Below are 22,502 nucleotides of genomic sequence, written 5' to 3'. Positions count from 1 at the left end.
CTTTTCCGCAGAAAGGTTTCCGGTTCGAAGTGGCCGGAATCAGACGGTCTCCGGGAGCTCCTCGAGCCCTTCGGCGACCAGCTTGGCCAGACGGTCCAGGGCGGCCTCGGCGTTGTCCGCCTCGGATGCGAGCACGATCTCCTCGCCGCCCTGGGCGCCCAGGCCGAGCACCGCGAGCATGGAGGCGGCGTTCACCGGGTTGCCGTCGGCCTTGGAGATCGTCACGGGGACGCCGGAAGCCGTGGCGGCACGGACGAAGATGGAAGCGGGGCGGGCGTGCAGGCCCTCGGCCCAACCGACGTTGACGCGGCGCTCAGCCATGGTTCTGCCCTTCACGTAACAATGGGTTGTCTAGACCAGTCTCTCATGTGGCGCGTGCTGCCGTGCCCGGCATCGCCGCCGGCCTGCCCGCCGTCCGCCGGCACCCCCAGCGTGCCCTTGCCGAGATCCCGCCGCTACCGGTGCCACGAGCCGTAGGCTTTGCCCATGGAGCCCACTCCGGAGCAGAGTCCGCATCACGCGTACCCCGACCACTGGGAGGCGGACGTGGTGCTCCGCGACGGTGGCACCGCGCGGATCAGGCCCATCACCACGGACGACGCCGAGCGGCTGGTCAGCTTCTACGAGCAGGTGTCCGACGAGTCGAAGTACTACCGCTTCTTCGCCCCGTATCCCCGTCTCTCCGCCCGTGACGTGCACCGCTTCACCCATCACGACTACGTCGACCGGGTGGGACTGGCCGTGACGATCGGCGGTGAGTTCATCGCCACGGTCCGCTTCGACCGGATCAACGAGCAGGGCAGGCCCGCCTCGGCCCCCGCCGACGAGGCGGAGGTCGCCTTCCTCGTGCAGGACGCCCACCAGGGCCGCGGCGTGGCGTCCGCCCTCCTCGAACACATCGCGGCGGTGGCCAGGGAGCGGGGGATCCGCCGTTTCGCCGCAGAGGTGCTGCCCGCCAACAACAAGATGATCAAGGTGTTCCGGGACGCGGGCTTCACCCAGCAGCGCAGCTTCGAGGACGGCTCCGTCCATCTCACCCTCGATCTGGAACCCACGGCCGAGTCCCTCGCCGTCCAGCGCGCCCGTGAGCAGCGGGCCGAGGCGCGCTCGGTGCAGCGCCTGCTGGCCCCCGGTTCCGTCGCCGTCATCGGCGTCGGCCGCGCGCCCGGCGGTGTGGGCCGGACCGTGCTGCGCAACCTCCTGGGCTCGGGCTTCACCGGGCGCACGTACGCCGTGAACACCTCCTTCGACGCCGACACGGGAACGGTCGACGGGGTGCCCGCGCACCGCTCGGTGGGCGAGATCGGCGAGCGGGTCGATCTCGCGGTCGTCGCCGTTCCGGCCGACCGGGTGCCCGAGGTCGTGGCCGACTGCGGCGAGAACGGCGTCCAGGGCCTGGTCGTCCTCTCCGCCGGTTACGCCGAGCGAGGCGCCGAAGGCCGGGAACGGCAGCGGGAACTGGTCCGGCAGGCACGCTCCTACGGCATGCGGACCATCGGCCCGAACGCCTTCGGCCTCATCAACACCTCCGGCACGGTCCGCCTCAACGCCTCCCTCGCCCCCGAGTCGCCCAAGGCCGGGCGCATCGGGCTCTTCACCCAGTCGGGCGCCATCGGCATCGCCCTCCTGTCCGGTCTCCATCGCAGGGGCGCCGGGCTGTCGGCCTTCATCTCCGCGGGCAACCGTGCCGATGTCTCCGGCAACGACTTCCTTCAGTACTGGTACGAGGACCAGGACACCGATGTCGCCCTGCTGTACCTCGAATCACTGGGCAACCCGCGCAAGTTCACCAGGCTCGCCCGCCGGACGGGCGCCGTGAAGCCGGTGGTCGTGGTGAAGGGTGCCCGGCACAGCGGCTCCAATCCGCCGGGCCACGCCGTGCCCGTCAGCCGGATCCCCGACGCGACGGTCTCCGCGCTGATGCGTCAGGCGGGCGTGATCCGCGTCGACACCGTGACGGAGATGGTCGACGTCGGCCTCCTCCTCGCCGGCCAGCCCCTGCCGGACGGTCCCCGTGTGGCGATCCTGGGCAACTCGGAGTCGCTCGGCCTCCTCACCTACGACGCCTGCATGGCGGAAGGGCTCCGCCCGCGCCCGCCCCGCGACCTCACCACGATGGCGAGCCCGCAGGACTTCCGTCACGCGCTGGCCGAGGCGCTCGCCGACCGCACGTGCGACGCCGTGATCGTGACCGCGATCCCCTGGGTGGGGGAGAACGGCGAGGCGGAGACCGGTGACGGCGAGGTCCTGGCCGCCGCCCTGCGCGAGGCGGCGGCCGACGGCCCCGCCAAACCCGTGGCGGTGGTGCACGTGGAGATGGGCGGCCTGGCGCAGGCCCTCGCCGCCGCCACGAGCACGGCCGCCCCGCGCGAAACCCGGCGGCCGGCCGGCCCCGCGGCAGCCCCGGGTCCGCCCGCCCCCGCACCCCGGCCGGGCGAGGCAGGTGCCCCGCCGCCGACCGCGCCCGACAGGGGCACGGTCGGCCCCGGGCCCTCCGCCGGGCGCATCCCCGCCTACCCCGCCGCCGAGCGAGCCGTCCGCGCGCTCGCCGAGGCGGTGAAGTACGCCCAGTGGCGGCGCCAGGCGGCCTCCCCCGGCAGGGTGCCCGAATTCCTGGACGACACCATCGACGAGCACGGGACCGCCGCGCTGATCGAAACGTTCCTCGGCCCGAGCCCCGACCCGCGCGGCCGTCCGCTGACCCATGACGAGGGCCGTGAGCTGCTCGCCCGCTACGGCGTCACCGTACGGCCGGCGCTTCCCGCCCCCGACCCCGAAGCAGCCGTCGCCGCCGCCGCGAAGATCGGCTACCCGGTGGCCCTCAAGACCACCGCCCCCCACCTCCGGCATCGCGCCGACCTCGGTGGTGTCCGGCTCGATCTCGCCGGCGAGGACGCGCTGCGCCGGGCGTACGACGAACTGACCGATCTGCTGGGCACGCCCGCGGAACTCCGGCCCGTCGTCCAGGCCATGGCGCCCAGAGGCGTCGACACCGTCGTCAGGGCGTCCATCGACGCGGCCGCCGGTGCCGTCCTCTCCTTCGGCCTGGCCGGCGCACCGTCCGAGCTGCTGGGCGACACGGCCCACCGTCTCGTCCCCGCCACCGACCGCGACGCGGCCGAGCTGATCCGCTCCATCAAGGCGGCTCCGGTGCTGTTCGGCTGGCGCGGCTCCGCGCCGGCGGACACCGCGGCGCTCGAAGAGCTCCTGCTGCGGGTGTCCCGGCTGGTCGACGACCACCCCGAGGTGGTCTCGGTCGCCCTGGAACCCGTCGTCGTCGCCACGCACGGCCTGACGGTGCTCGGAGCGAGCGTCCGGCTCGCCCCGCCTCCCGCCCGCAGCGACCTCGGCCCCCGCCGGCTCCCCAGCTACTGAACGCCCACGGACCCCGGCACAGCGTCCCCGGCAGTCACCGGCCCCCCGTAGGATGGTTCCCATGGCAAAGACCGGTACGACGACCCAGGGGCTGCGCGCGGCGATCGAGCGCAGCGGCTACTACCCGGCCCTCGTGGCCGAGGCGGTGGAGGCCGCCGTCGGCGGGGAGCCGGTCGCTTCGTACCTGGTGCACCAGGAGACCACCTTCGACTCCAACGAGGTCCGGCGCCATGTCACGGTCCTCGTCCTGACGGACACGCGCTTCATCGTCAGCCACACCGACGAGCAGGCCGCCGACACCAGCTCCCCGACGCCGTACGCCACGACGTCCACCGAGTCGGTCAAGCTCGATCGGATCTCGTCCGTCGTGGTCAGCCGCGTCGTCGCCAATCCGGAGAAGTACGTGCCCGGCACGCTGCCCCGAGAGGTCGTCCTGACCATCGGCTGGGGCGCCGTCTCCCGCATCGACCTGGAGCCCGCGGCCTGCGGTGACCCCAACTGCGAGGCCGACCACGGCTACACGGGCAGCTCCACCGCCGACGACCTGAGCCTCCGTGTCAGCGAGGCCGGGGACGGCCCGGACACCGTGCGCCAGACCCTCGTCTTCGCCCAGTCCCTCTCCGAGGCCACGGCCGCCACCGCGGCGACCGCCCGCTGATGGTCCAGCCCGCCTGGCAGGACCCCGTCCTGCTCGCCCCGGAGACCGCGCCCGTACCGGAGTACGGCAGCGGATCGCTCGCCGACCTGCTGCCGACCCTCGTCGCGGGGCAGGGAGTACCAGGCTTCGAGGCGACGATTCCGGAGCTCACCCCGGCCGACCGTAACTGCGTCTTCCTGATCGACGGACTCGGCTGGGAGCAGATCAAGGCCCACCCGGACGAGGCCCCCTTCCTGCACTCGCTGCTCCCCACCTCCCGCGGCGGCACCGGCCGGCCGGTCACATCGGGCTTCCCGTCCACCACGGCGACCTCGCTCGCCTCCGTCGGTACGGGCCTGCCCCCGGGCGAGCACGGCCTGCCCGGCTACACGGTGCGCAACCCGGCGACGGGCGCGCTCATGAACCAGCTCCGCTGGAAGCCGTGGACCGACCTCAAGGCCTGGCAGCCGCACCCGACCGTCTTCAAGCTCGCAGACGCCGCCGGAGTGCGCACGGCCCAGGTCTCCGCCCCCGACTTCGAGCAGACGCCCCTGACCAAGGTGGCACTCAGCGGTGGTTCCTTCCTCGGCCGGCTCACCGGCGAGGACCGGATGGACCTCGCGGCGGAGCGGCTCGCCGCAGGCGACAGGTCCCTCGTCTACACGTACTACAGCGAGGTCGACGGCCAGGGACACCGCTTCGGCGTCGACTCCGACGCCTGGCGGGGCCAGCTGATGTACGTCGACGGGCTCGCCCGGCGCCTCGCCGAGCAGCTGCCGCCCCGCTCGGCGCTGTACATCACCGCCGACCACGGCATGATCGACATCCCGTTCGACGAGCACTCCCGGATCGACTTCGACGAGGACTGGGAGCTGAGCGCCGGGGTCGCCCTGCTGGGTGGCGAGGGCCGTGCCCGCCATGTGTACGCGGTGCCCGGGGCCGAGGCGGACGTGCTGACCGTCTGGCGCGAGGTGCTCGGCGAGCAGTTCTGGGTGGCGAGCCGCGACGAGGCCGTCGCGGCGGGCTGGTTCGGCCCGCGGATCGACGAGCGGGTCCACGGCAGGATCGGCGACGTGGTGGCCGCCGCCCACGACGACGTGGTGATCACCGCCTCGGCCAAGGAGCCCCACGAGTCCGCGATGGTGGGCATGCATGGTTCGCTGACCCCCGTGGAACAGCTGGTTCCGCTCCTCGAAGTACGCTCGTAGCCGACCTTTTCCGTTCCCTCGCACCCGCACACTCCTCCGAAAGGCGCGCCCCCTCTCATGCCCGAGCTCGTGTTCTTCTCCGGAACGATGGATTGCGGAAAGAGCACCCTGGCTCTCCAGATCGGCCACAACAGGTCGGCGCGCGGTCTGCGGGGAGTGATCTTCACCCGGGACGACCGTGCGGGGGAGGGCAAACTGTCGTCGCGGCTCGGACTGGTGACGGAGGCGGTCGAGGCTTCCCCGGGCATGGATCTGTACGGCTATCTCGTGAGCCGGATGTCGAAGGGTGACAAGGTCGACCATGTGATCGTGGACGAGGCCCAGTTCCTCGCCCCCGAGCAGATCGACCAACTGGCCCATGTCGTCGACGACCTCGGTCTCGACGTGTTCGCGTTCGGCATCACCACGGACTTCCGCACCAAGCTCTTCCCCGGCTCGCAGCGGCTGATCGAGCTGGCGGACCGGATAGAGACGCTCCAGGTCGAGGCCCTGTGCTGGTGCGGCGCCCGTGCCACGCACAACGCCCGGACTGTCGGCGGGGTGATGGTGGTCGAGGGGGAGCAGGTCGTGGTCGGGGACGTCGACCGGCCCGCCACGGACGTCGGCTACGAGGTCCTCTGCCGTCGTCACCACCGCCGTCACATGACGAGTGCCACCGCCCACGCGGGTGCGCTGTCGCCCGACGTCCTGCCGGTCGCATCCGCCTGACGGTCCCGCCCCTGGTATCCGCCGGGGACCGCCCGCCCCCGGCCGGCGGCCCGCCCGATCCCGCGCCGTTCCGTGAACTCCACGTTGAGGGAACCCGTTTCACCACCGGTCCCGGGTAAGTTCCACCACGTGCCGGAGAAGACGCCCCACGGACTGCGCCTGGTCCGTACCTTGCCCATGGACGCGGCCCGGTCGAGATGATCACACCGGCAGACGGATCGCCGCGCAGGCGAAGGCACCATCGACCAGATCTTCGACGGCATCGGGCAGCGGCGCCTGGCCGGCGCGGACACCGTGGCCGCGCACCGGGCCCACCGATACCCCGCAGAGACGGAGTGGAAGTGCACTCAACGACCACGACCTTCCCGGAAGCGACCCCGATCGCGCCGCCACTGTCACCGAAGCCGACCTGACATTTCTGCGCCGCTGCGTCGAACTGGCGGCTGAGGCGGTGGACGCCGGCGACGGGCCGTTCGGGTCCGTGCTGGTCGACTCGGACGGCAAGATCCTGGCGGAGGACCGCGACCGCCCCTGAGCCCGCTGTCCATCGGGGACGTCGTCCCCGGACTCGAGATCACCGGTCCTGCCCCTGAACTGACCGAACGGGTGCGCGCCTTGATGCATCGTTCCCTTACAGGAGAGGCCGACGCGAGCGGCTGACACCGCAACTGCGAAGGTTCGGGGGAGTGGTACGCGGCCGCTTCCCCCGAAGGGGGGCGTCGAGGTGGCCGTCAGCTGCCGGGAGGCCGCACGATCGTGAACACCGCGCCCTCCGGGTCCGCCACCGTGGCCAGCCTGCCGCTGGAGGCCTCACGCGGCGGCTGCAGCACGTGCCCGCCGAGCTCCACGACCCGTGCGGTCGCCTCGTCGGTGTCGGCGACCTGGAAGTACGTCATCCAGTGGGGCCCCCGGTCGCGGGGCAGGGCGTGCCCCACACCGTGCAGGGCGGCCACCGGGCGGCCCTGGATGTGCAGCGTCTGGTAGTCGAAGTCGGCCGAGACGACCGCCTCGGTCTCGAATCCGAAGACGGCCTGGTAGAACTTGGCGACCGACGCGGTCTCCCGGGTCACCAGCTCGTTCCACACGGGAGTGCCCGGTGTGCCCGCGAGGGCGGTGCCGAGGTGTTCGGCGGCCTGCCAGACACCGAAGACCGCGCCGCTCGGATCGGACGCGATCAGGAGGCGGCCCGCGTTCCCGGCGTCGAGGGGGCCGACGGCCACCGTCCCGCCGCAGGAGCGGATCGACTCCGCCGTGGCGTCCGCGTCCTCCGTGGCGAGATAGGTCGTCCAGGCGATCGGGAGGTGCCTGCCGGGCGGCAGCTGCCCGATGCCCGCGACCTCCTTGCCGCACAGCAGCGCTCGGACGTACGGCCCCAACTGCTCGGGACCGGGCTGGAACTCCCAGCCGAACAGCCGGCTGTAGAACTCCTGGGTCGCGGTCAGGCCGTGCACGATCAGACTCACCCAGCACGGTGCTCCAAGCGTGCGCCGGGCGGCAGCCTCGGTCATCTTCTTCTCTCTCCTCGTACCATCGGGGTGGCCGTACGGGGGGACGGAGCCTGTGCGGTATGCAACGGCACGGATACGGGTGCGTACGCTCCGTGCAGATGCTCGCACCACTGAGCCTTTGAGGCACCCCGGCCGCGCCGCGTTTTCCGGCTTCCGCTCAGGTCGAAGCTCGTTTTGGTGCGATACGTCCAATTCGGCGCTACGTCACCGAGGGCGGTCGCCCCTGCGCGAAGATGGCACCCATGAAGCCCATCATCACCGCATCCGAATACCTGAGCGAGTCGGCGGGTCCGCGTCCGCCGGTGCTCCTGGACATCCGCTGGCAGCTCGGCGGGCCGAACGGCCGCGCCGACTACGAGGCCGGGCACATCCGGGGCGCGGTGTTCGTCGACCTCGACTCCGAGCTCGCGGGCCCGGCGGGCAGCGGCGGCCGGCATCCCCTGCCGGAACCGGAGGCCTTCGGGGCCGTCATGCGGCGGGCGGGGATCGGGCAGGACAGCCCGGTCGTGGTCTACGACGGCGGCCAGGGCTGGGCGGCGGCCCGGGCGTGGTGGCTGCTGCGCTGGACCGGACACACCGACGTCCGGGTCCTGGACGGCGGACTCGCCGCATGGACGGGTGAGCTCACCACCGATATCCCGGAGCCCGCCGAGGGTGACTTCCGGCCCCGGCCGGGCGGGCTCGGCCTTCTCGACGCGGACGCGGCCGCGGAACTGGCCCGCTCCGGTCTGCTGCTCGACGCACGGGCCGCGGAGCGCTACCGCGGGGACGTGGAGCCGATCGACCGCGTCGGCGGCCACATCCCCGGCGCGGTGTCGGCACCGACCACGCGGAACGTCGGCGAGGACGGGCGCTTCCTGGCCGCCTCCACCCTCGCCTCCCGCTTCTCCGCTCTGGGGGCCGGCGGCGACACCCGGGTAGGCGTCTACTGCGGCTCCGGCGTCTCGGGTGCCCATGAGGTACTGGCACTGGAGCTCGCCGGGCACCGGGCCGCCCTGTACGCCGGGTCCTGGTCGGAGTGGTCCTCGGACGAGTCCCGCCCCGTCGCCACCGGGCCGGACCCCGCCTGAGGCGACCGGGATCCGGACGGAGCGAGGGCCCGCACGCGGCTGCGTGCGGGCCCTCCTCATGCCATGCTCACCCGGCCTTCAGTCCTGCTTCTTCCGGCGTGTGCCGAAGACGATCTCGTCCCAGCTCGGCACCGCCGCCCGGCGGCCCGGACGCACTCCGTCCGCCTCGGCCTGGCGGTCGGTCGTCCCGGTCAGCCTGTCGCGGTGGCCCGCCACCGCGCGAGGCATCAGTACATCGGCATAGGCGGAACCCGCACCTGCGGACGCCGCCGCTGCCGGGGGCTCGTCGGCCTCGGGCTCCTCCTGCTGCGCGGGCTCGAGGGCGGGCGGCTCGGGCTGCGAAGGCCGCTCCGGGACGACCATGTCGCCACGGAAGCTCGGCACCGCCTCCAGGAGGCTGGTCAGTGAGTCGCGTTCGCCGGCGGACACGCCGCTCACGCGCTCCTCCGGCTCCGGTGCGGGGGGAGCGGGACGCTCGATCTGCCGGTCCAGCGCACGGTCCAGCGGCCGGTCGCGCGGCAGCCGCGCGATCCGGGGTACGAACGGGAAGCTCGGCTCCGGAGCCGCGACGTCGTCGGTCTCGCCGATCAGCGAGCGCGCCTCCTCGTCCACGGCCTGCACGAGCCGCCTCGGCGGGTCGTACGTCCAGCTCGCGGAGTGCGGTTCGCCCGCGACGCGGTAGACCAGGAGGACCTCCCAGGTACCGTCGTCCCGGCGCCAGGAGTCCCACTGGACGGTCTCCCTGTCGGCTCCGCGCAGCAGCAGCCGCTCCTGCACCGCCTCGCCGAGCTGGGGCCCGGTGTTCTCGCCAGGACGGCGCACAGGAGTCTTCCGGGCGCGCTCGGCCATGAACGCGCGCTCCGCGAGCACAGGGCCCTCGAAGCGGCGTACCCGGTCCACCGGGATGCCGGCGAACTGGGCGACCTCCTCGGCGGAGGCGCCGGCGCGTATGCGCGCCTGGATGTCGCGGGGGCGGAGATGACTCTCCACCTCGATCTCGATCTGGCCGAGCCGGGCGCGGTCATTGCGCACGGCGGCACGCAGCCGCTCATCGATCGGAAGCGTGTACTCCGTGCTGTCCGCAGCCTTGAGCACCAGTCGTGTGCCGTCGTTTGAGACGGCCACGACACGCAGTTCGGGCATGGGAACCTCCCGGGTGGTGCCTGCCGACGTCACGTGCGTCGCTGCTTCCGCTAGTCGAGTGTGACCTGCCCGGGTTCAGCCTGCCACAACCTTGCCAAGTTACCCGGCGTGTCGGGCCTTGGCCCTGGAGCACCAGGATGGCACGGTTACCTGTTTACGACGCGGAGCGACCGGTTGGTCGCTCCATGTAGCAGGCGCCCGTGCGATGCCGCGGCGCCGCCGGTACGGGTGCCGTCCTTCGGCCCCCTCCCGTAGGTCCCGGATACCCGTGTGGGAGTCCGGCCCCAGGGCTCGCCACAGTACTCCATTCGGGCCACGCGGGTGGACCGGCGCGCCGCCGAAGTTCTCACCGGGTACGGGAGTTGGGTCACCCGGATGTCTGCGGTATGCCCTCAATGCGTGTGCTGCTTCACAAAATCTCCAGGATCGGAACTATTTGATTCGCTCAAATGTCCCTTCCTGGTGCAAGGTGGGGTAGTTGTCGAGCAGGGGCTGATCATGGTTCAGAAGCCGCAGAGTGGTGCGGAAGGCAAGGAAAGGCGCATAGATCTGAGCCTCCCGCAGGTTGCGGGCAGTGCCGTCGCGGCGGTCGCGGCGGCGGTGATGGCCTCACAGCTCGGCGTCTACGGAACCATCGCCGGTGCCGGTGTGATGAGCGTAGTGGCCACCTGCGGAGGCTCGGTCTTCCAGCATTTCTTCCGGCGCACCGGCGAACAGATCCGCGAAGTCACCGTTCAGGTGAAGCACCCTGCGGGCCGTCAGGTGACCGTGCACACGCGGGAGACGCTTTCCGGCCCGCAGGGGCCGGAGGACGATGCGACGCGGGTCCTGCGCACGGTGGGGCCCGACGCGGACCGCACCACGGTGCTGCGACAGGTGCGGCCGGGGGAGGCCGACCCCGGCGGTGCGTATCCCGGGGGCCCGGCCCTCGACGGTCCGTCCCCGGGCGGCCCGCGCCCCGGCGACGCGCTCACGGACGGCTCCTACTCCGACGCCCGTACGCACGGCACCCGCGTCCGCGGCTGGAAGCGTTCGGTCCTCGCGGCCACGGGGGTCTTCGTCCTGTCCATGGCCGGCATCACCGCGTACGAAATGGTCTCCGGCCATGATCTGGGAGGCGACGGGAGGACCACCATCGGCACCGTCGTGAGCGGCGAACGCCACGGCGGGACGACCTCGCCCTCCCCCTCCCCCTCACCCTCGGACAGCACGGGCCAGGGGGACGACGGGGAACAGGGGGACGACAGGAACGCGCCCGGCAGCGGGAGCTCGACATCGCCCGGCACCGGCCAGGGCGACGGCGGGAGCACGGAGCCGGATCCCTCGGGCGGCGACGGCCCGACCACCGACCCCGCGCCCACGCCCTCGCCGTCCGGCGGGGCCACGACCCCGGAAGCCACCACCCCTGCGGAACCGGGCGACGCCGGCACCACACCGGCCGCACCGGACCCGACCGGGGCCGACGAGGCCCCGGACCAGCAGGGCGGGGACACGGCCGGGAGCGACACGGACCGGTGAACCGGCCCCCGGGTGTGCGAACCGCCCCGCTCAGTCCCCGAGCACGCGGCGCAGATAGTCGTTGGCGAACAGCCGGTCCGGGTCGAGGCGGTCGCGTACGGCGGTGAACTCGCCGAACCGTGGATAGCTCCCGGCCAGGTAGCCGGCGTCACGGGTGTGGATCTTGCCCCAGTGCGGGCGGCCGTCGTACCCCGTCATGATCCGCTCGACGGCGGTGAAGTACGCCTGGTACGGCGTGCCCCGGTACAGATGCACCGCGATGTACGCGCTCTCCCGGCCCGAGGCCGTGGAGAGCGCGATGTCGTCCGCGGGCGCCGTGCGGACCTCCACCGGAAAGCTGATCCGCAGCGGCGAGCGCTCCACCATCGCCTTGAGTTCACGCAGTGCCTCGACCGCCGCCTCGCGCGGCAGGGCGTACTCCATCTCGACGAAGCGCACCCGCCTCGGACTGGTGAACACCTTGTACGGGATGTCGGTGTACGTACGGGCGGACAGGGCGCGGCTGGAGATCCTGGCGATGGAGGGGATGGCCCCGGGGACCGCCCGGCCGAGCGAACACGCGACCTGGAAGATGCCGTTGGAGAGGAGCTCGTCCTCGATCCAGCCGCTCACCCGCCCGGGCGGAGCGGTGGGGCCCGCGCTCCTGTTGTTGCGCTTGGTGTTGCAGTTGCCGGTGTGGGGGAACCAGTAGAACTCGAAGTGCTCGTTCTCCGCGACGAGCTCATCGAATTCGGCCGTGACCCGGTCGAAGGTCATCGGCTCCTCGCGGGCCGTCAACAGGAAGACCGGTTCCACCGCGAAGGTGACCGCGGTGATCACGCCGAGCGCCCCGAGCCCGATCCGGGCCGCCGCGAACACGTCCGGGTGCTCGTCGGCCGAGCAGCGCAGCACCGTGCCGTCTGCCGTGACCATCTCCAGCGCGCGGATCTGCGCGGACACAGATGCCGAGTCGCGGCCGGTGCCGTGGGTGCCGGTCGAGACGGCCCCGGCGACCGTCTGCTCCATGATGTCGCCCATGTTGGTGAGGGAGAGCCCCTCGCGGGCGAGTACGGCGTTGAGACGCTTCAGCGGGGCGCCCGCCTCGACGGTCACGGTCATCGCCCGGCGGTCGACGGAACGGATGCCGGTGAGCAGATCCGGCCGTATGAGGACGCCATCGGTGGCGGCGGTCGCGGTGAACGAATGACCGGTGCCGACCGGCTTGACCGTCAGGCCCTCCTCGGACGCCCTGCGGAGCACGTCGGCGAGCTCGTCGACGGAGGCGGGGGACTCCACGCGTGCCGGCCGGGCGGTGACGTTGCCCGCCCAGTTACGCCACGTGTTCGCCGTCCTTGCGTAGGTGTCGGTCATCTTCCCCGCGCCCTCCCCTAGGGACCGGCTCCGCGAGCCGGCGATGTCCCAGGAACGCCACCGCGGCCGCGAGCGCTCCCGCCACGGCGGGCACCGCGTACCCCGCCCCGGCCCCGGAGGCGTCCACCACCCAACCTGCGGCGGAGGAGCCGAGAGCCACTCCGACGGCGAGGCCGGTGCTGGTCCAGGTCATGCCCTCGGTGAGCTGGGTGCGCGGTACGTGCTGTTCGACGAGGGCCATCGTGGTGACCATCGTCGGTGCGATGGCGAGGCCCGCGACAAAGAGCGCCACGGCCAGGAACGGCAGGCTCCCGGCCAGTTGGAGGGGGATCATACTCACGGCCATCGCGCACACCCCCAGCAGCCACCGGGTGGACGGCTTCCCCCGCAGATGCACCAGCCCGAAGACGGCACCGGCGAGGCAGGACCCCAGGGCGTAGACGGCGAGCACGAGGCTGGCCGCCGCCTTGTGGCCGCGCTCCTCGGCGAAGGCCACGGTCACCACGTCGACCGCTCCGAAGATCGCCCCGGTGGCGACGAAGGCGGTCACCAGCACCTGGAGCCCGGGCGAGCCGAGGGCGGAGCCGCCCGTGTGGTGCTCCTTCGGGTGCGGCCTGGGTTCGGTGGCCCGCTGGGCCGTCAGCCAGAAGACGCCGGTCACGAGGAACACACCCGCGACCAGGGGGCCGGCTTCGGGGAACCACGCGGTGGACAGACCGATGGAGACGATGGGCCCGAAGATGAAGCACACCTCGTCGACGATCGACTCCCAGGAGTACGCCGTGTGCAGCCGGCGGCCGGAGCCCCGGTAGATCTCCGCCCACCGGGCCCGGACCATCGAGCCCATGCTGGGCACGCAGCCCGCGCCGGCCGCGAAGACGAACAGGGTCCAGTCCGGCAGCCGCTGCTGGGCGCAGACCAGGAGCCCCGCGACCGCCGCCGCCGCGACCAGGGTGACCGGGCGCAGCACACGCCGCTGTCCGTACCGGTCGACCAGCCGGGAGACCTGCGGGCCCATCACGGCCGCCGCCATGGCGAGCGTGGCGGAGAGGGCTCCGGCCAGCCCGTAGCGGCCGGTCATCTGGGACACCATCGTCACGACGCCGATGCCCATCATGGCCAGCGGCATCCGGCCGAAGAATCCCGCCGCCGAGAACCGCAGGGTCCCGGGGGCGGCGAAGATGGCGCGGTAGGGGCTGGGCAAGGGGCGCTCCGGGAAAGCCTGTCAGGTGTATGAGTGGCCGATACAGCTTACGGCGCGGCGGACCCGCCGACGGCGGGTGCCGCACTGTCGGAGGCGGGTGGCAGGATCGGGTGCATGTCCGATCTGCGCGGTCCCGCTCCCTACGACGCCCTGCTGCTGCTCTCCTTCGGTGGTCCCGAAGGTCCCGACGACGTGGTCCCGTTCCTGGCGAACGTGACGCGTGGCCGGGGCATCCCCGAGGAACGGCTCAAGGAGGTCGGCAAGCACTACTTCCTCTTCGCCGGCGTGAGCCCGATCAACGCCCAGAACAGGGCGCTGCTGGACGCACTGCGCAAGGACTTCGCGGAACACGGCCTCGAACTCCCGGTGTACTGGGGCAACCGCAACTGGGCTCCGTACCTGACCGACACCCTGCGGGAGATGGTCACGGACGGCCACCGCCGGATCGCCGTGCTCGCCACCAGCGCCTACGCCTCGTACTCCGGTTGCCGTCAGTACCGCGAGAATCTGGCCGAGTCGCTGTCCACGCTGGAGGCGGAAGGGCTCCCGGTGCCCCGGGTGGACAAGCTCCGGCACTACTTCAACCACCCCGGGTTCGTGCGGCCCATGGTGGACGGCGTGCTGGCATCGCTGGCCGACCTCCCCGAGGACGTCAGGGCGGGGGCGCACCTCGCGTTCAGCACCCACTCCATCCCCGTGGCGGCGGCCGACACCTCCGGGCCGGTGGAGACCCACGGCGACGGGGGCTCCTACGTGGCCGAGCACCTGGAGGTCGCCCGGCTGATCACCGAGACCGTGCGGGAGGAGACCGGCGTCGAACACCCGTGGCAGCTCGTCTACCAGTCGCGCAGCGGCGCCCCGCACATCCCGTGGCTGGAGCCCGACATCTGCGACCACCTGGAGACGCTCCACGGCGACGGGGTCCCGGCGGTCGTCATGGCCCCCATCGGCTTCGTGTCGGACCACATGGAAGTGCTGTACGACCTCGACACGGAGGCCACCGCGAAGGCCGCCGAGCTCGGACTGCCCGTGCGCCGTTCCGCGACGGTGGGCGCGGACCCCCGGTTCGCCGCCGCCGTGCGCGAGCTCCTCCTGGAGCGCGCCGCCGCCGAGCAGGACCGCCCGGTCACGCCGTGCGCCCTGGGGGCGCTCGGCCCCTCCCACGACCTGTGTCCGGTCGGCTGCTGCCCGGCCAGGGCCCCCAAGCCGGCTGCCGCGGGCGCCGACAGCCCGTTCTAGCCGCCGTCCGCATCCCCTGCCGGGCGGGCGCCGACAGGCCCGCCCGGCCCGCGAACCACCTATGGAGCGTTGTGACCGACCCCCTCCTGTCCGAACTGCTCGACCTCGCCCTGGAGGCGGCCCGCCGGGCGGGCGCGCTCCTGCGTGACGGCCGCCCCGCCGACCTCGGGGTGGCCGCGACGAAGTCCAGCCCTATCGACGTCGTCACGGAGATGGACATCCGGGCGGAGAAGCTGATCACCGGCTACCTCTCCGAGCACCGTCCCGCCGACGGCTTCCTCGGCGAGGAGGGCGCCAGCGCCGAGGGCACCAGCGGCATCCGGTGGGTCATCGACCCGCTCGACGGCACGGTGAACTACCTCTACGGACTTCCGACCTGGTCCGTCTCCATCGCGGCCGAGCGGGACGGCGAACGGGTCGTGGGCGTCGTCGAGGCCCCGATGCGGCGCGAGACGTTCCACGCGGTGCTCGGCGGCGGCGCGTACGGGAACGGCGACGCGCTGCGCTGCCGCCCCACGGCCCCCTTCGACCAGGCCCTGGTGTCGACCGGCTTCAACTACGTCACCGAGGTACGCACCCATCAGGCCGCCGTGGCCCAGCAGCTCATCCCGCGGCTGCGTGACATCCGCCGCGGGGGATCCGCGGCCGTCGACCTGTGCGACGTGGCGGCCGGCCGGCTCGACGGCTACTACGAGCGCGGACTGCACCCGTGGGACGTCGCGGCGGGCGATCTCATCGCCCGGGAGGCGGGAGCCCTCACCGGGGGACGGCCGGGCAGGCCGGCCGACGGAGACCTGACGGTCGCGGCGACCCCCGGCGTCTTCGAGCCGCTGCAGGCGCTCCTGGAGGAACTGGGCGCCTGGCACGACTGACGTAGGCCCTCCCTGAGCCCGTTGCGGCCCCCTGGGAGGATGCGGGCACGAGAGAGGGCCCCGGAGAGCCACTACGGCTCCCGGGGCCCTCTCGTGGCAGCTCAGACGCTTGTGGCGCCGATTTCCACGCCGTGCTCGGCGGCGAGGCGGTGCAGGTCGTCAAGCTCTCCCTGCTCGACATCCGCGAGGAAGTCGTCGCCCGTCTCGCGAGCCTTCGTGAGGTCGGACTCGGTGGTCTTGATTCGTTGCAGCAGACCTGCGGTGAAAGCGTCCATGAAGCGCCCCCTCGTCGTGGGTCGGTGGCACGGGGGTGTGCCCGGTGGTCCTCCGGTCCGTGGGCCGGAGTGCGGGTGATCACGCAGTCCCTCTGGAAGCAGGACGGGCTGTGGTACGCCACATGCAGGGCGTGATCGCGGGTGTGAGAGCGTCCTCCCCGCCGCCCGCCCGCGAGAAACCTCAACTGTCGTGGAAATCCGCGCAATTCCCTGGAGCGGCGAACGGGACCGCGCCGTCTTACCGCCGGTTTATGCGCGTTACGGGCAGGATGGACGCGCACAGTCGGTGCCGCTGACGTGCTGCGAGCGGCCGGAACAAGGGCCACTCGCCGTTTTTTCGAAGATCTAGGGAAGGACTGCGCCGTGCGCGTACTCGTCGTCGAGGACGAGCAGCTGCTCGCCGATGCGGTGGCCACCGGGCTGCGCCGGGAGGCCATGGCCGTCGACGTCGTCTACGACGGAGCGGCGGCCCTCGAGCGCGTCGGAGTGAACGACTACGACGTCGTCGTGCTGGACCGGGACCTTCCGGTGGTGCACGGGGACGACGTCTGCCGCAAGATCGTCGAGCTCGGCATGCCCACCCGGGTGCTCATGCTCACCGCCTCCGGTGACGTCAGCGACCGGGTCGAAGGCCTGGAGCTCGGTGCGGACGACTACCTGCCCAAGCCGTTCGCCTTCAGCGAGCTGACGGCGCGGGTGCGCGCCCTGGGGCGCCGCACCACGGTCGCCCTGCCGCCCGTGCTGGAGCGGGCCGGCATCAAGCTCGACCCCAACCGCCGCGAGGTCTTCCGGGACGAGCAGGAGATCCAGCTCGCCCCGAAGGAGTTCGCCGTCCTGGAGGTCCTGATGCGAAGCGAGGGCGCGGTCGTCTCGGCCGAGCAGCTGCTGGAGAAGGCATGGGACGAGAACACCGACCCGTTCACCAACGTGGTGCGGGTGACGGTCATGACCCTGCGCCGCAAGCTCGGCGAGCCGCCCGTCATCGTCACCGTCCCCGGCTCCGGATACCGGATCTGAGGGCGTGATGGCAGCTTCCCCCGGCCCCATGAAGGCACCCCCGAAGCCGACCTGGGAACCCAAGGCGCAGGAGTCCCCGTACCCCTGGCTGCGGCCGACCATCCGGATACGGCTCACGCTGCTGTACGGCGGCATGTTCCTGATCGCGGGCATCCTCCTGCTGTCGATCATCTACATGTTGGCGGCACAGGCCCTGCACGACGCGGGCGGCCTGGAATTCCAGGTCAAGGGCACCAACGTGCAGATCTCCAGCGACATGTGTCCGCAGCTGAGCTCGGCGCTGAACAACAGCCAGCTGAACGGGATGATCAAGGACTGCACGGCTGCGCAGCGCCAGCACGCCCTCGACTCCCTGCTGAACAGGGCGCTGCTGGCCCTCGTCGGCCTCAGCATCATCGCCTTCGCCTTCGGCTACGCCATGGCGGGCCGCGTCCTGTCCCCGCTGGGCCGGATCACCCGCACCGCCCGCCGGGTGGCGGGCACGGATCTTTCCCGCCGGATCGAGCTGGACGGCCCCGACGACGAGCTGAAGGAGCTCGCGGACACCTTCGACGAGATGCTGGACCGTCTGGAGCGGGCCTTCACCGCCCAGCAGCGGTTCGTGGGTAACGCCTCGCACGAGCTGCGTACGCCCCTCGCGATCAACCGCACGCTCCTGGAGGTCCATCTCTCCGATCCGGAGGCCTCACCGGAGCTCCATCAGCTGGGCAAGACGCTCCTGGCCACCAACGAGCGCAGCGAACAGCTGGTCGAAGGGCTGCTGCTGCTCGCCCGCAGTGACAACCAGATCGTCGAACGCAAGCCCGTGGACCTGGCCGAGGTCGCCGACCGCGCCATCGACCAGACCAGGGCCGAGGCGGCGGCGAAGGGTGTCGAGGTCCGCGGCGAGCGGGCCCAGGCGGTCGTCCAGGGCAACGGGGTACTCCTGGAGCGGATCGCGCTGAACCTCGTGCAGAACGCCGTGCGCTACAACGTGGCGGAGGGCGGCTGGGTGGAGGCCACCACCGAGCTCCGGCACGGACAGGCGCTCCTGACCGTCTCGAACACCGGGCCCGTGGTGCCCGCCTACGAGATCGACAACCTCTTCGAGCCGTTCAGGCGGCTGCGCACGGAGCGCACGGGCAGCGACAAGGGGGTGGGACTCGGCCTGTCGATCGCGCGCTCCGTCGCGCGGGCGCACGGAGGCCGTATCATCGCGGAGCCCCGCGAGGGCGGCGGTCTCGTGATGCGCGTCACCCTGCCTGTCTGAGAGGCTTCGGGTGTGAAGCCGCATTGGATCGCTCTGTTCGCTTTGGGCGGAATTTTCGAACCCAGTTTCCGTTCCGTCCTTGTGTGATCGATCACAGGGGCGCATTCCGGTCCCTCTACTCTCCGTGATCACAACTCTGTCCGAAAGCCTGGAAACGTCCGGGTTTCCGGGGGTCGGTATCACGGGAAGTACACGGGGTGGCGCCCGTGAACTGCAGCAATCGGACCGTGTACGGTCCCCATCGCCACCCAAGCTGATCGCTCACGAGGGATCCGGTTGGGTGTCGATTGAGTAACAGACCTTGATGTGAGGCAAAATCTCCGCCTCAGGTCGGGCACAAGTCCGGCCTCTCACGCGTTACGTGCGCTGAGACACCGCAGACACCCATGAGGGGGAGAGCGACATGGCAACGGATTACGACACCCCACGCAAGACCGACGACGACGTGGACCAGGACAGCCTCGAAGAGCTCAAGGCTCGTCGGAGCGACAAGACGGCATCCGCCGTCGACGTGGACGAGTTCGACGCGGCAGAAGGACTGGAGCTGCCCGGCGCAGACCTGTCCAACGAAGAGCTGGCCGTGCGGGTTCTGCCCAAGCAGGCCGATGAGTTCACCTGCATGAGCTGCTTCCTCGTGCACCACCGGAGCCAGCTGGCGCGGGAGAAGAACGGCCAGCCCATCTGCCGCGACTGCGACTGAGGCAGGCCGGCCGTGGCAGGCGACACACCGTTCCGGAAGCGGCGCTTGCGGCGCACGAAGTCGTCGGAGGCACATCAGGGCGGCACAGGCCCGGCAGAGGGCAAGAGCCCCACTGCCGAGCACCAGGCCGCCCTGCCTGCCTCTCCCGGCACACCACCTGACGACGAGCGGGGCCGTCCGGCCTCGCTCGAAGCGGTGAGGGCGACGGATCCGTCACCCGAGCCCGGGCAGGACGGACCGGCAGAGTCCCCGAAGGGCTCCGGCCGCCTGCACCAATTGAAACGAGGCGTACGCAAGAGCCGGGAGAGCGCCACGGCAGCCGTCGGCATGGTGGCCGACCGCATCATCGACATGGCACCCCGTGTCCCTGTGCGGGACCTCGCCACCCTGCGCAAACAGTTCCCGGGGCTCGGCCCGGAACAGCTCGCCGACAAGCTCGTCGCGGGCGCCTGCAACGCCACCGCGACCGTCGGCGCGGGCATCGGGGCAGCGGCGATGATGCCCGTACCCCCTGCCATGCTCGCCGAGCTGGCAGCCGAGATCACCGGAGTCGCCGCCGTCGAGATGAAGCTGGTCGCCGAGCTCCACGAGGTCTACGGCCGGCGCCCGCCGGGCAACCTCGGCCAGCGCAGCACCGCGTACCTGACGGCCTGGACGGAAGAGCGCGGCATCGACGTCTCACGTCCCACCACGCTCAACGCGGCGCTGGGCGGGCAGATGAAGCGCGAACTCCGCCAGCAGATCATGAAGCGCACCGTGCGCGACCTGCCGAACCTCATCCCGTTCATGGTCGGTGCCGCCGTCGGCGCGCTGATGAACCGACGGGACACCAGAAGGCTCGCCGACCGGGTCAGGAGTGACCTGCGACGCAACCAGGTCCCCTGGGCCCGCCTCCCGGAGCTTCCCCCGCTGGAACAGCCCGTGGAGCCCGCCAAGGAACTGCCCAAGGGCCTGGACGACCCCGGCCGCTGACCGCTCAGGCGGGTACGGGCGCGAGGGCCGCCACCAGAGCCTGCGGCTCCCGGGTCGACAGATAGAGATACGGCGTCGGGTCGGCCGGGTCCGTGACCTTCACCCTCACCGCCGTCGGGACGTAGCTGCGCAGCAGCATGAACGCCCGGGGATCCGCCTTGTACGAGCGCCAGGCGCGCGCCTCGTCCCCGTCCAGCACCTCTGCGTCCCCCAGTGCTTCCAGAGGGATCCGGGCATCGCCGGCGACGAGGGCGTCCGCCACGACCCGGATGCGCGCGGAGCCGTACGAGCTCACGCCCACGCATGCCGCGGCCGTACCGGCGACCAGGCCGCCGAGCATCGGCAGGGCACCGAGCGGCAGGAACATCAGCGCACAGGCGACGCCGATCCCGAAGGCGATGAGCCACCACGAGCGGGGTGCGGTGAGACGTTCGTCGAAGGGAGGTGCGGAAGGCTGCATGAAAGCAAGCTTGGCACGGCGCGACCCGCGGTCGGCCGCGCGGGTAAGGTCTGCGGCTGTGAGTGGAACATCTGCACGTCTGACACCCCCGGCCGGCGCGGTGAAGCCTGTCCGCCATCCCGATGCTCCCGCCCCCGGTGAGCTCCTCGGCTCCCACTACGAACACTGTTTCGGCTGTGGTGACGGGCAGCCGCACGGACTGCATCTCCAGGCGACGGCCGGAGAGGGCGTGAGCGTCACCGCCGAGTTCACCGTGAAGCCCGCCCACCAGGGCGCTCCGGGGCTGGCGCACGGCGGTGTCCTGGCCACGGCGATGGACGAGACGCTCGGCGCGCTGAGCTGGCTGCTGCGGGTCATCGCGGTGACCGGCCGGCTGGAGACCGACTACGTCCTGCCGGTGCCCGTCGACACGGTGCTCTTCCTGGAGGCCGAAGTCACCGCGGTGCACGGCCGGAAGATCTACTGCCGTGCGACGGGACGGACCGGCGGCCCCGAAGGGCCCGTCGCGGTCCGTGCGGAAGCCCTCTTCATCGAGGTCAAGGTGGACCACTTCATCGACAACGGACGGCCGGAGGAGATCCAGGCCGCGATGTCCGATCCGAACCAGGTCAGGCGCGCCCGCGCCTTCGAGGTGAACCCCTGATGCGCCACCCCGTCGACGTACTCATCCGCCGGGTCGACCCGGACGTGCCGATTCCCGGCTACGGACACCCGGGTGACGCCGGTGCCGATCTGGTCACCACCGAGGCGGCCGAGCTCGCCCCGGGCGAGCGGGCGATGCTCCCCACCGGGGTGTCGATCGCCCTGCCCGACGGCTACGCCGCCTTCGTCCACCCCCGTTCCGGCCTCGCTGCCCGCTGCGGAGTGGCTCTCGTGAACGCCCCAGGGACGGTCGATGCCGGGTACCGTGGGGAGATCAAGGTCATCGTGGTCAATCTCGACCCACGCGAGACCGTGAGGTTCGAACGGTTCGACCGGATTGCCCAACTGGTCGTCCAGCAGGTCGAGAAGGTGCGCTTCCACGAGGTGACGGAGCTCCCCGGCTCGGCGCGGGCCGAGGGGGGCTTCGGATCCACCGGCGGTCACGCCGCCGTGGACGGCGTCACGGGCGGTAACACCCAGGGTGGGAACAGCTACGCTTCGGTCGTATCCGACCGGGAAGGACGTTGACGTGTTCGGACGTCGCAAGAACAGTGGTTCCGCCAAGGACACGGCGGACGAAGCGCGCGAGGCCGAGCAGGTCGCCGACGAGCTCGACGACACCGCCGAGGGCGGCTCGCGCCGTACCAACCTTCCGCCGGCCCCCCGCCCCGACGGGCCGTGGGACATCTCCGAGGTCTCGCAGCCCGGCGAGGGCCGGGTGGACCTGGGCGGCATCTTCGTGCCCGGGGTCGAGGGCATGGAGCTCCGGGTGGAGGTCGCGGGTGACGCGATCGTCGCGGCGACCGTCGTGCTGCGCGACAGCGCGGTCCAGCTGCAGGCATTCGCCGCTCCCAAGAAGGAGGGCATCTGGGGCGAGGTGCGCGAGGAGATCGCCTCGGGCATCACCCAGCAGGGCGGGATCATCGACGAGGTCGAGGGCCCGCTGGGCTGGGAACTGCGCGCCCAGGTCCCCGTACAGCTTCCTGACGGTAAGAACGGCGTACAGCTGGTGCGCTTCATCGGCGTCGACGGACCGCGCTGGTTCCTGCGCGGCGTGATCTCCGGACAGGGCGCCGTCCAGCCGGAGGCCGCCGGGCTGCTGGAGACGATCTTCCAGGACACCGTCGTCGTGCGCGGTGACGGCCCGATGGCGCCGCGTGACCCGATCGTCCTCAAGCTTCCCAACGACGCCCAGATGGTGCCCGAGGGTGTGCAGCAGGAGGACCAGGAGAGCTCGAAGTTCTCCGGTGGCATGGGCCAGCTCCAGCGCGGGCCCGAGATCACCGAGGTGCGCTGAGCGCACCCCAGTTCGCTCCGGCCGGTGGGCCGCGCCCCGGGGAGGGGGCGCGGCCCAC

23 protein-coding genes and 1 pseudogene are annotated in these 22,502 nt (G+C 71.7%); 16 read left to right on the top strand and 8 right to left on the bottom strand.

Features of this window, described 5'->3' with window-relative positions:
• Positions 1–39: 39 nt before the first annotated feature.
• Positions 40–321 (bottom strand): HPr family phosphocarrier protein, encoded by a 282-nt coding sequence (locus tag ACIQM3_RS34935; protein WP_356710256.1) that lies wholly within the window; start codon positions 319–321, stop codon positions 40–42.
• A 165-nt stretch (positions 322–486) separates the two neighbouring features.
• Between ACIQM3_RS34935 and ACIQM3_RS34930 the strand changes: the two genes are divergently transcribed.
• From ACIQM3_RS34930 to ACIQM3_RS34915, 4 genes are all read left to right on the top strand, one after another.
• On the top strand, positions 487–3,375 hold the full coding sequence (locus tag ACIQM3_RS34930) for a GNAT family N-acetyltransferase (protein ID WP_401631710.1): 2,889 nt from the start codon (positions 487–489) through the stop codon (positions 3,373–3,375).
• 61 nt (positions 3,376–3,436) lie between these two features.
• Positions 3,437–4,033: a DUF5998 family protein gene (locus tag ACIQM3_RS34925; RefSeq protein ID WP_033305249.1), complete on the top strand. Its 597-nt coding sequence runs from the start codon at positions 3,437–3,439 to the stop codon at positions 4,031–4,033.
• Positions 4,033–5,220: an alkaline phosphatase family protein gene (locus ACIQM3_RS34920; RefSeq protein ID WP_401631706.1), complete on the top strand. Its 1,188-nt coding sequence runs from the start codon at positions 4,033–4,035 to the stop codon at positions 5,218–5,220. Before ACIQM3_RS34925 ends, ACIQM3_RS34920 begins: the two co-directional genes overlap by 1 nt.
• Positions 5,221–5,277: 57 nt before the next feature.
• Positions 5,278–5,928, top strand: coding sequence for a thymidine kinase (locus tag ACIQM3_RS34915; protein WP_401631703.1), 651 nt, complete (start codon positions 5,278–5,280; stop codon positions 5,926–5,928).
• A 201-nt stretch (positions 5,929–6,129) separates the two neighbouring features.
• On the opposite strand, the gene ACIQM3_RS34910 is transcribed toward ACIQM3_RS34915, so the two are convergent.
• Positions 6,130–6,279, bottom strand: a complete 150-nt coding sequence (locus ACIQM3_RS34910; RefSeq protein ID WP_401631701.1) for a hypothetical protein — start codon at positions 6,277–6,279, stop codon at positions 6,130–6,132.
• 58 nt (positions 6,280–6,337) lie between these two features.
• Between ACIQM3_RS34910 and ACIQM3_RS34905 the strand changes: the two are divergent.
• A pseudogene (locus ACIQM3_RS34905) lies at positions 6,338–6,457 on the top strand (nucleoside deaminase); the annotation flags it as partial.
• Positions 6,458–6,659: 202 nt separating this feature from the next.
• On the opposite strand, the gene ACIQM3_RS34900 reads toward ACIQM3_RS34905, so the two are convergent.
• On the bottom strand, positions 6,660–7,436 hold the full coding sequence (locus tag ACIQM3_RS34900) for a VOC family protein (RefSeq protein ID WP_401631698.1): 777 nt from the start codon (positions 7,434–7,436) through the stop codon (positions 6,660–6,662).
• A 242-nt stretch (positions 7,437–7,678) separates the two neighbouring features.
• On the opposite strand from ACIQM3_RS34900, the gene ACIQM3_RS34895 reads away from it, so the two are divergent.
• The gene (locus ACIQM3_RS34895) at positions 7,679–8,506 is read left to right on the top strand and encodes a sulfurtransferase (protein WP_401631695.1); all 828 of its coding nucleotides are present in this window, start codon (positions 7,679–7,681) and stop codon (positions 8,504–8,506) included.
• Between the two features lie 78 nt (positions 8,507–8,584).
• Here the strand turns inward: ACIQM3_RS34895 and sepH are convergent, their stop codons facing one another.
• On the bottom strand, positions 8,585–9,649 hold the full coding sequence (gene sepH, locus ACIQM3_RS34890) for a septation protein SepH (protein WP_104789620.1): 1,065 nt from the start codon (positions 9,647–9,649) through the stop codon (positions 8,585–8,587).
• Positions 9,650–10,147: 498 nt separating this feature from the next.
• On the opposite strand from sepH, the gene ACIQM3_RS34885 reads away from it, so the two are divergent.
• The gene (locus ACIQM3_RS34885; RefSeq protein ID WP_401631691.1) at positions 10,148–11,167 is read left to right on the top strand and encodes a hypothetical protein; all 1,020 of its coding nucleotides are present in this window, start codon (positions 10,148–10,150) and stop codon (positions 11,165–11,167) included.
• A 30-nt stretch (positions 11,168–11,197) separates the two neighbouring features.
• On the opposite strand, the gene ACIQM3_RS34880 is transcribed toward ACIQM3_RS34885, so the two are convergent.
• On the bottom strand, positions 11,198–12,517 hold the full coding sequence (locus tag ACIQM3_RS34880) for a D-arabinono-1,4-lactone oxidase (protein ID WP_401631689.1): 1,320 nt from the start codon (positions 12,515–12,517) through the stop codon (positions 11,198–11,200).
• Positions 12,477–13,721: an MFS transporter gene (locus tag ACIQM3_RS34875; protein WP_401631687.1), complete on the bottom strand. Its 1,245-nt coding sequence runs from the start codon at positions 13,719–13,721 to the stop codon at positions 12,477–12,479. The genes ACIQM3_RS34880 and ACIQM3_RS34875 overlap by 41 nt, the downstream gene beginning before the upstream one ends.
• 114 nt (positions 13,722–13,835) lie before the next feature.
• On the opposite strand from ACIQM3_RS34875, the gene ACIQM3_RS34870 reads away from it, so the two are divergent.
• Positions 13,836–14,960 carry a ferrochelatase gene (locus tag ACIQM3_RS34870; RefSeq protein ID WP_401631685.1) on the top strand — a complete coding sequence of 375 codons (1,125 nt, stop codon included), beginning with the start codon at positions 13,836–13,838 and terminating at the stop codon, positions 14,958–14,960.
• Positions 14,961–15,031: 71 nt separating this feature from the next.
• Entirely contained in the window at positions 15,032–15,832 is an 801-nt protein-coding gene (locus ACIQM3_RS34865) for an inositol monophosphatase family protein (protein ID WP_401631682.1), read from the top strand.
• 101 nt (positions 15,833–15,933) lie between these two features.
• Here ACIQM3_RS34865 and ACIQM3_RS34860 read toward each other — a convergent pair whose 3' ends face one another.
• Positions 15,934–16,107: a hypothetical protein gene (locus tag ACIQM3_RS34860; RefSeq protein ID WP_176740391.1), complete on the bottom strand. Its 174-nt coding sequence runs from the start codon at positions 16,105–16,107 to the stop codon at positions 15,934–15,936.
• A 363-nt stretch (positions 16,108–16,470) separates the two neighbouring features.
• Between ACIQM3_RS34860 and ACIQM3_RS34855 the strand changes: the two genes are divergently transcribed.
• From ACIQM3_RS34855 to ACIQM3_RS34840, 4 genes are all read left to right on the top strand, one after another.
• Complete coding sequence (locus ACIQM3_RS34855) at positions 16,471–17,124, top strand: response regulator transcription factor (RefSeq protein ID WP_031089418.1); 654 nt, start codon at positions 16,471–16,473, stop codon at positions 17,122–17,124.
• A 7-nt stretch (positions 17,125–17,131) separates the two neighbouring features.
• On the top strand, positions 17,132–18,373 hold the full coding sequence (locus ACIQM3_RS34850; protein WP_104789627.1) for a HAMP domain-containing sensor histidine kinase: 1,242 nt from the start codon (positions 17,132–17,134) through the stop codon (positions 18,371–18,373).
• Positions 18,374–18,776: 403 nt separating this feature from the next.
• The gene (locus ACIQM3_RS34845; protein WP_003965732.1) at positions 18,777–19,073 is read left to right on the top strand and encodes a DUF4193 domain-containing protein; all 297 of its coding nucleotides are present in this window, start codon (positions 18,777–18,779) and stop codon (positions 19,071–19,073) included.
• A gap of 12 nt (positions 19,074–19,085) precedes the next feature.
• Positions 19,086–20,045, top strand: a complete 960-nt coding sequence (locus ACIQM3_RS34840; protein ID WP_401631678.1) for a hypothetical protein — start codon at positions 19,086–19,088, stop codon at positions 20,043–20,045.
• Between the two features lie 4 nt (positions 20,046–20,049).
• Here ACIQM3_RS34840 and ACIQM3_RS34835 read toward each other — a convergent pair whose 3' ends face one another.
• On the bottom strand, positions 20,050–20,505 hold the full coding sequence (locus tag ACIQM3_RS34835; RefSeq protein WP_401631675.1) for a DUF3093 domain-containing protein: 456 nt from the start codon (positions 20,503–20,505) through the stop codon (positions 20,050–20,052).
• Positions 20,506–20,563: 58 nt separating this feature from the next.
• Between ACIQM3_RS34835 and ACIQM3_RS34830 the strand changes: the two genes are divergently transcribed.
• The 3 genes from ACIQM3_RS34830 to ACIQM3_RS34820 are packed head-to-tail and all read left to right on the top strand — an operon-like array spanning position 20,564 to position 22,444.
• A complete protein-coding gene (locus ACIQM3_RS34830) occupies positions 20,564–21,148 on the top strand; it encodes a PaaI family thioesterase (protein WP_401631673.1) in 585 nt (194 codons plus the stop codon).
• A complete protein-coding gene (dut, locus tag ACIQM3_RS34825; RefSeq protein WP_401631670.1) occupies positions 21,148–21,675 on the top strand; it encodes a dUTP diphosphatase in 528 nt (175 codons plus the stop codon). Before ACIQM3_RS34830 ends, dut begins: the two co-directional genes overlap by 1 nt.
• Position 21,676: 1 nt before the next feature.
• Positions 21,677–22,444 (top strand): DUF3710 domain-containing protein, encoded by a 768-nt coding sequence (locus ACIQM3_RS34820; protein WP_401631667.1) that lies wholly within the window; start codon positions 21,677–21,679, stop codon positions 22,442–22,444.
• Positions 22,445–22,502 lie beyond the last annotated feature (58 nt).

The organism is Streptomyces sp. NPDC091271 (assembly GCF_044757505.1).
In the GTDB taxonomy this organism is placed as follows: domain Bacteria; phylum Actinomycetota; class Actinomycetes; order Streptomycetales; family Streptomycetaceae; genus Streptomyces.
Note: the sequence above shows the minus strand (reverse complement) of the source record. Positions and strands in the feature narration are given on the sequence as shown.

Bases quoted from the DNA above. Each gene is read 5' to 3' on its own strand.
- ACIQM3_RS34935 (WP_356710256.1), bottom strand. From the start codon at position 321: ATGGCTGAGCGCCGCGTCAACGTCGGTTGGGCCGAGGGCCTGCACGCC.
- ACIQM3_RS34930 (WP_401631710.1), top strand. From the start codon at position 487: ATGGAGCCCACTCCGGAGCAGAGTCCGCATCACGCGTACCCCGACCAC.
- ACIQM3_RS34925 (WP_033305249.1), top strand. From the start codon at position 3,437: ATGGCAAAGACCGGTACGACGACCCAGGGGCTGCGCGCGGCGATCGAG.
- ACIQM3_RS34920 (WP_401631706.1), top strand. From the start codon at position 4,033: ATGGTCCAGCCCGCCTGGCAGGACCCCGTCCTGCTCGCCCCGGAGACC.
- ACIQM3_RS34915 (WP_401631703.1), top strand. From the start codon at position 5,278: ATGCCCGAGCTCGTGTTCTTCTCCGGAACGATGGATTGCGGAAAGAGC.
- ACIQM3_RS34900 (WP_401631698.1), bottom strand. From the start codon at position 7,436: ATGACCGAGGCTGCCGCCCGGCGCACGCTTGGAGCACCGTGCTGGGTG.
- ACIQM3_RS34895 (WP_401631695.1), top strand. From the start codon at position 7,679: ATGAAGCCCATCATCACCGCATCCGAATACCTGAGCGAGTCGGCGGGT.
- sepH (WP_104789620.1), bottom strand. From the start codon at position 9,649: ATGCCCGAACTGCGTGTCGTGGCCGTCTCAAACGACGGCACACGACTG.
- ACIQM3_RS34885 (WP_401631691.1), top strand. From the start codon at position 10,148: ATGGTTCAGAAGCCGCAGAGTGGTGCGGAAGGCAAGGAAAGGCGCATA.
- ACIQM3_RS34880 (WP_401631689.1), bottom strand. From the start codon at position 12,517: ATGACCGACACCTACGCAAGGACGGCGAACACGTGGCGTAACTGGGCG.
- ACIQM3_RS34870 (WP_401631685.1), top strand. From the start codon at position 13,836: ATGTCCGATCTGCGCGGTCCCGCTCCCTACGACGCCCTGCTGCTGCTC.
- ACIQM3_RS34860 (WP_176740391.1), bottom strand. From the start codon at position 16,107: ATGGACGCTTTCACCGCAGGTCTGCTGCAACGAATCAAGACCACCGAG.
- ACIQM3_RS34850 (WP_104789627.1), top strand. From the start codon at position 17,132: ATGGCAGCTTCCCCCGGCCCCATGAAGGCACCCCCGAAGCCGACCTGG.
- ACIQM3_RS34845 (WP_003965732.1), top strand. From the start codon at position 18,777: ATGGCAACGGATTACGACACCCCACGCAAGACCGACGACGACGTGGAC.
- ACIQM3_RS34835 (WP_401631675.1), bottom strand. From the start codon at position 20,505: ATGCAGCCTTCCGCACCTCCCTTCGACGAACGTCTCACCGCACCCCGC.
- dut (WP_401631670.1), top strand. From the start codon at position 21,148: ATGCGCCACCCCGTCGACGTACTCATCCGCCGGGTCGACCCGGACGTG.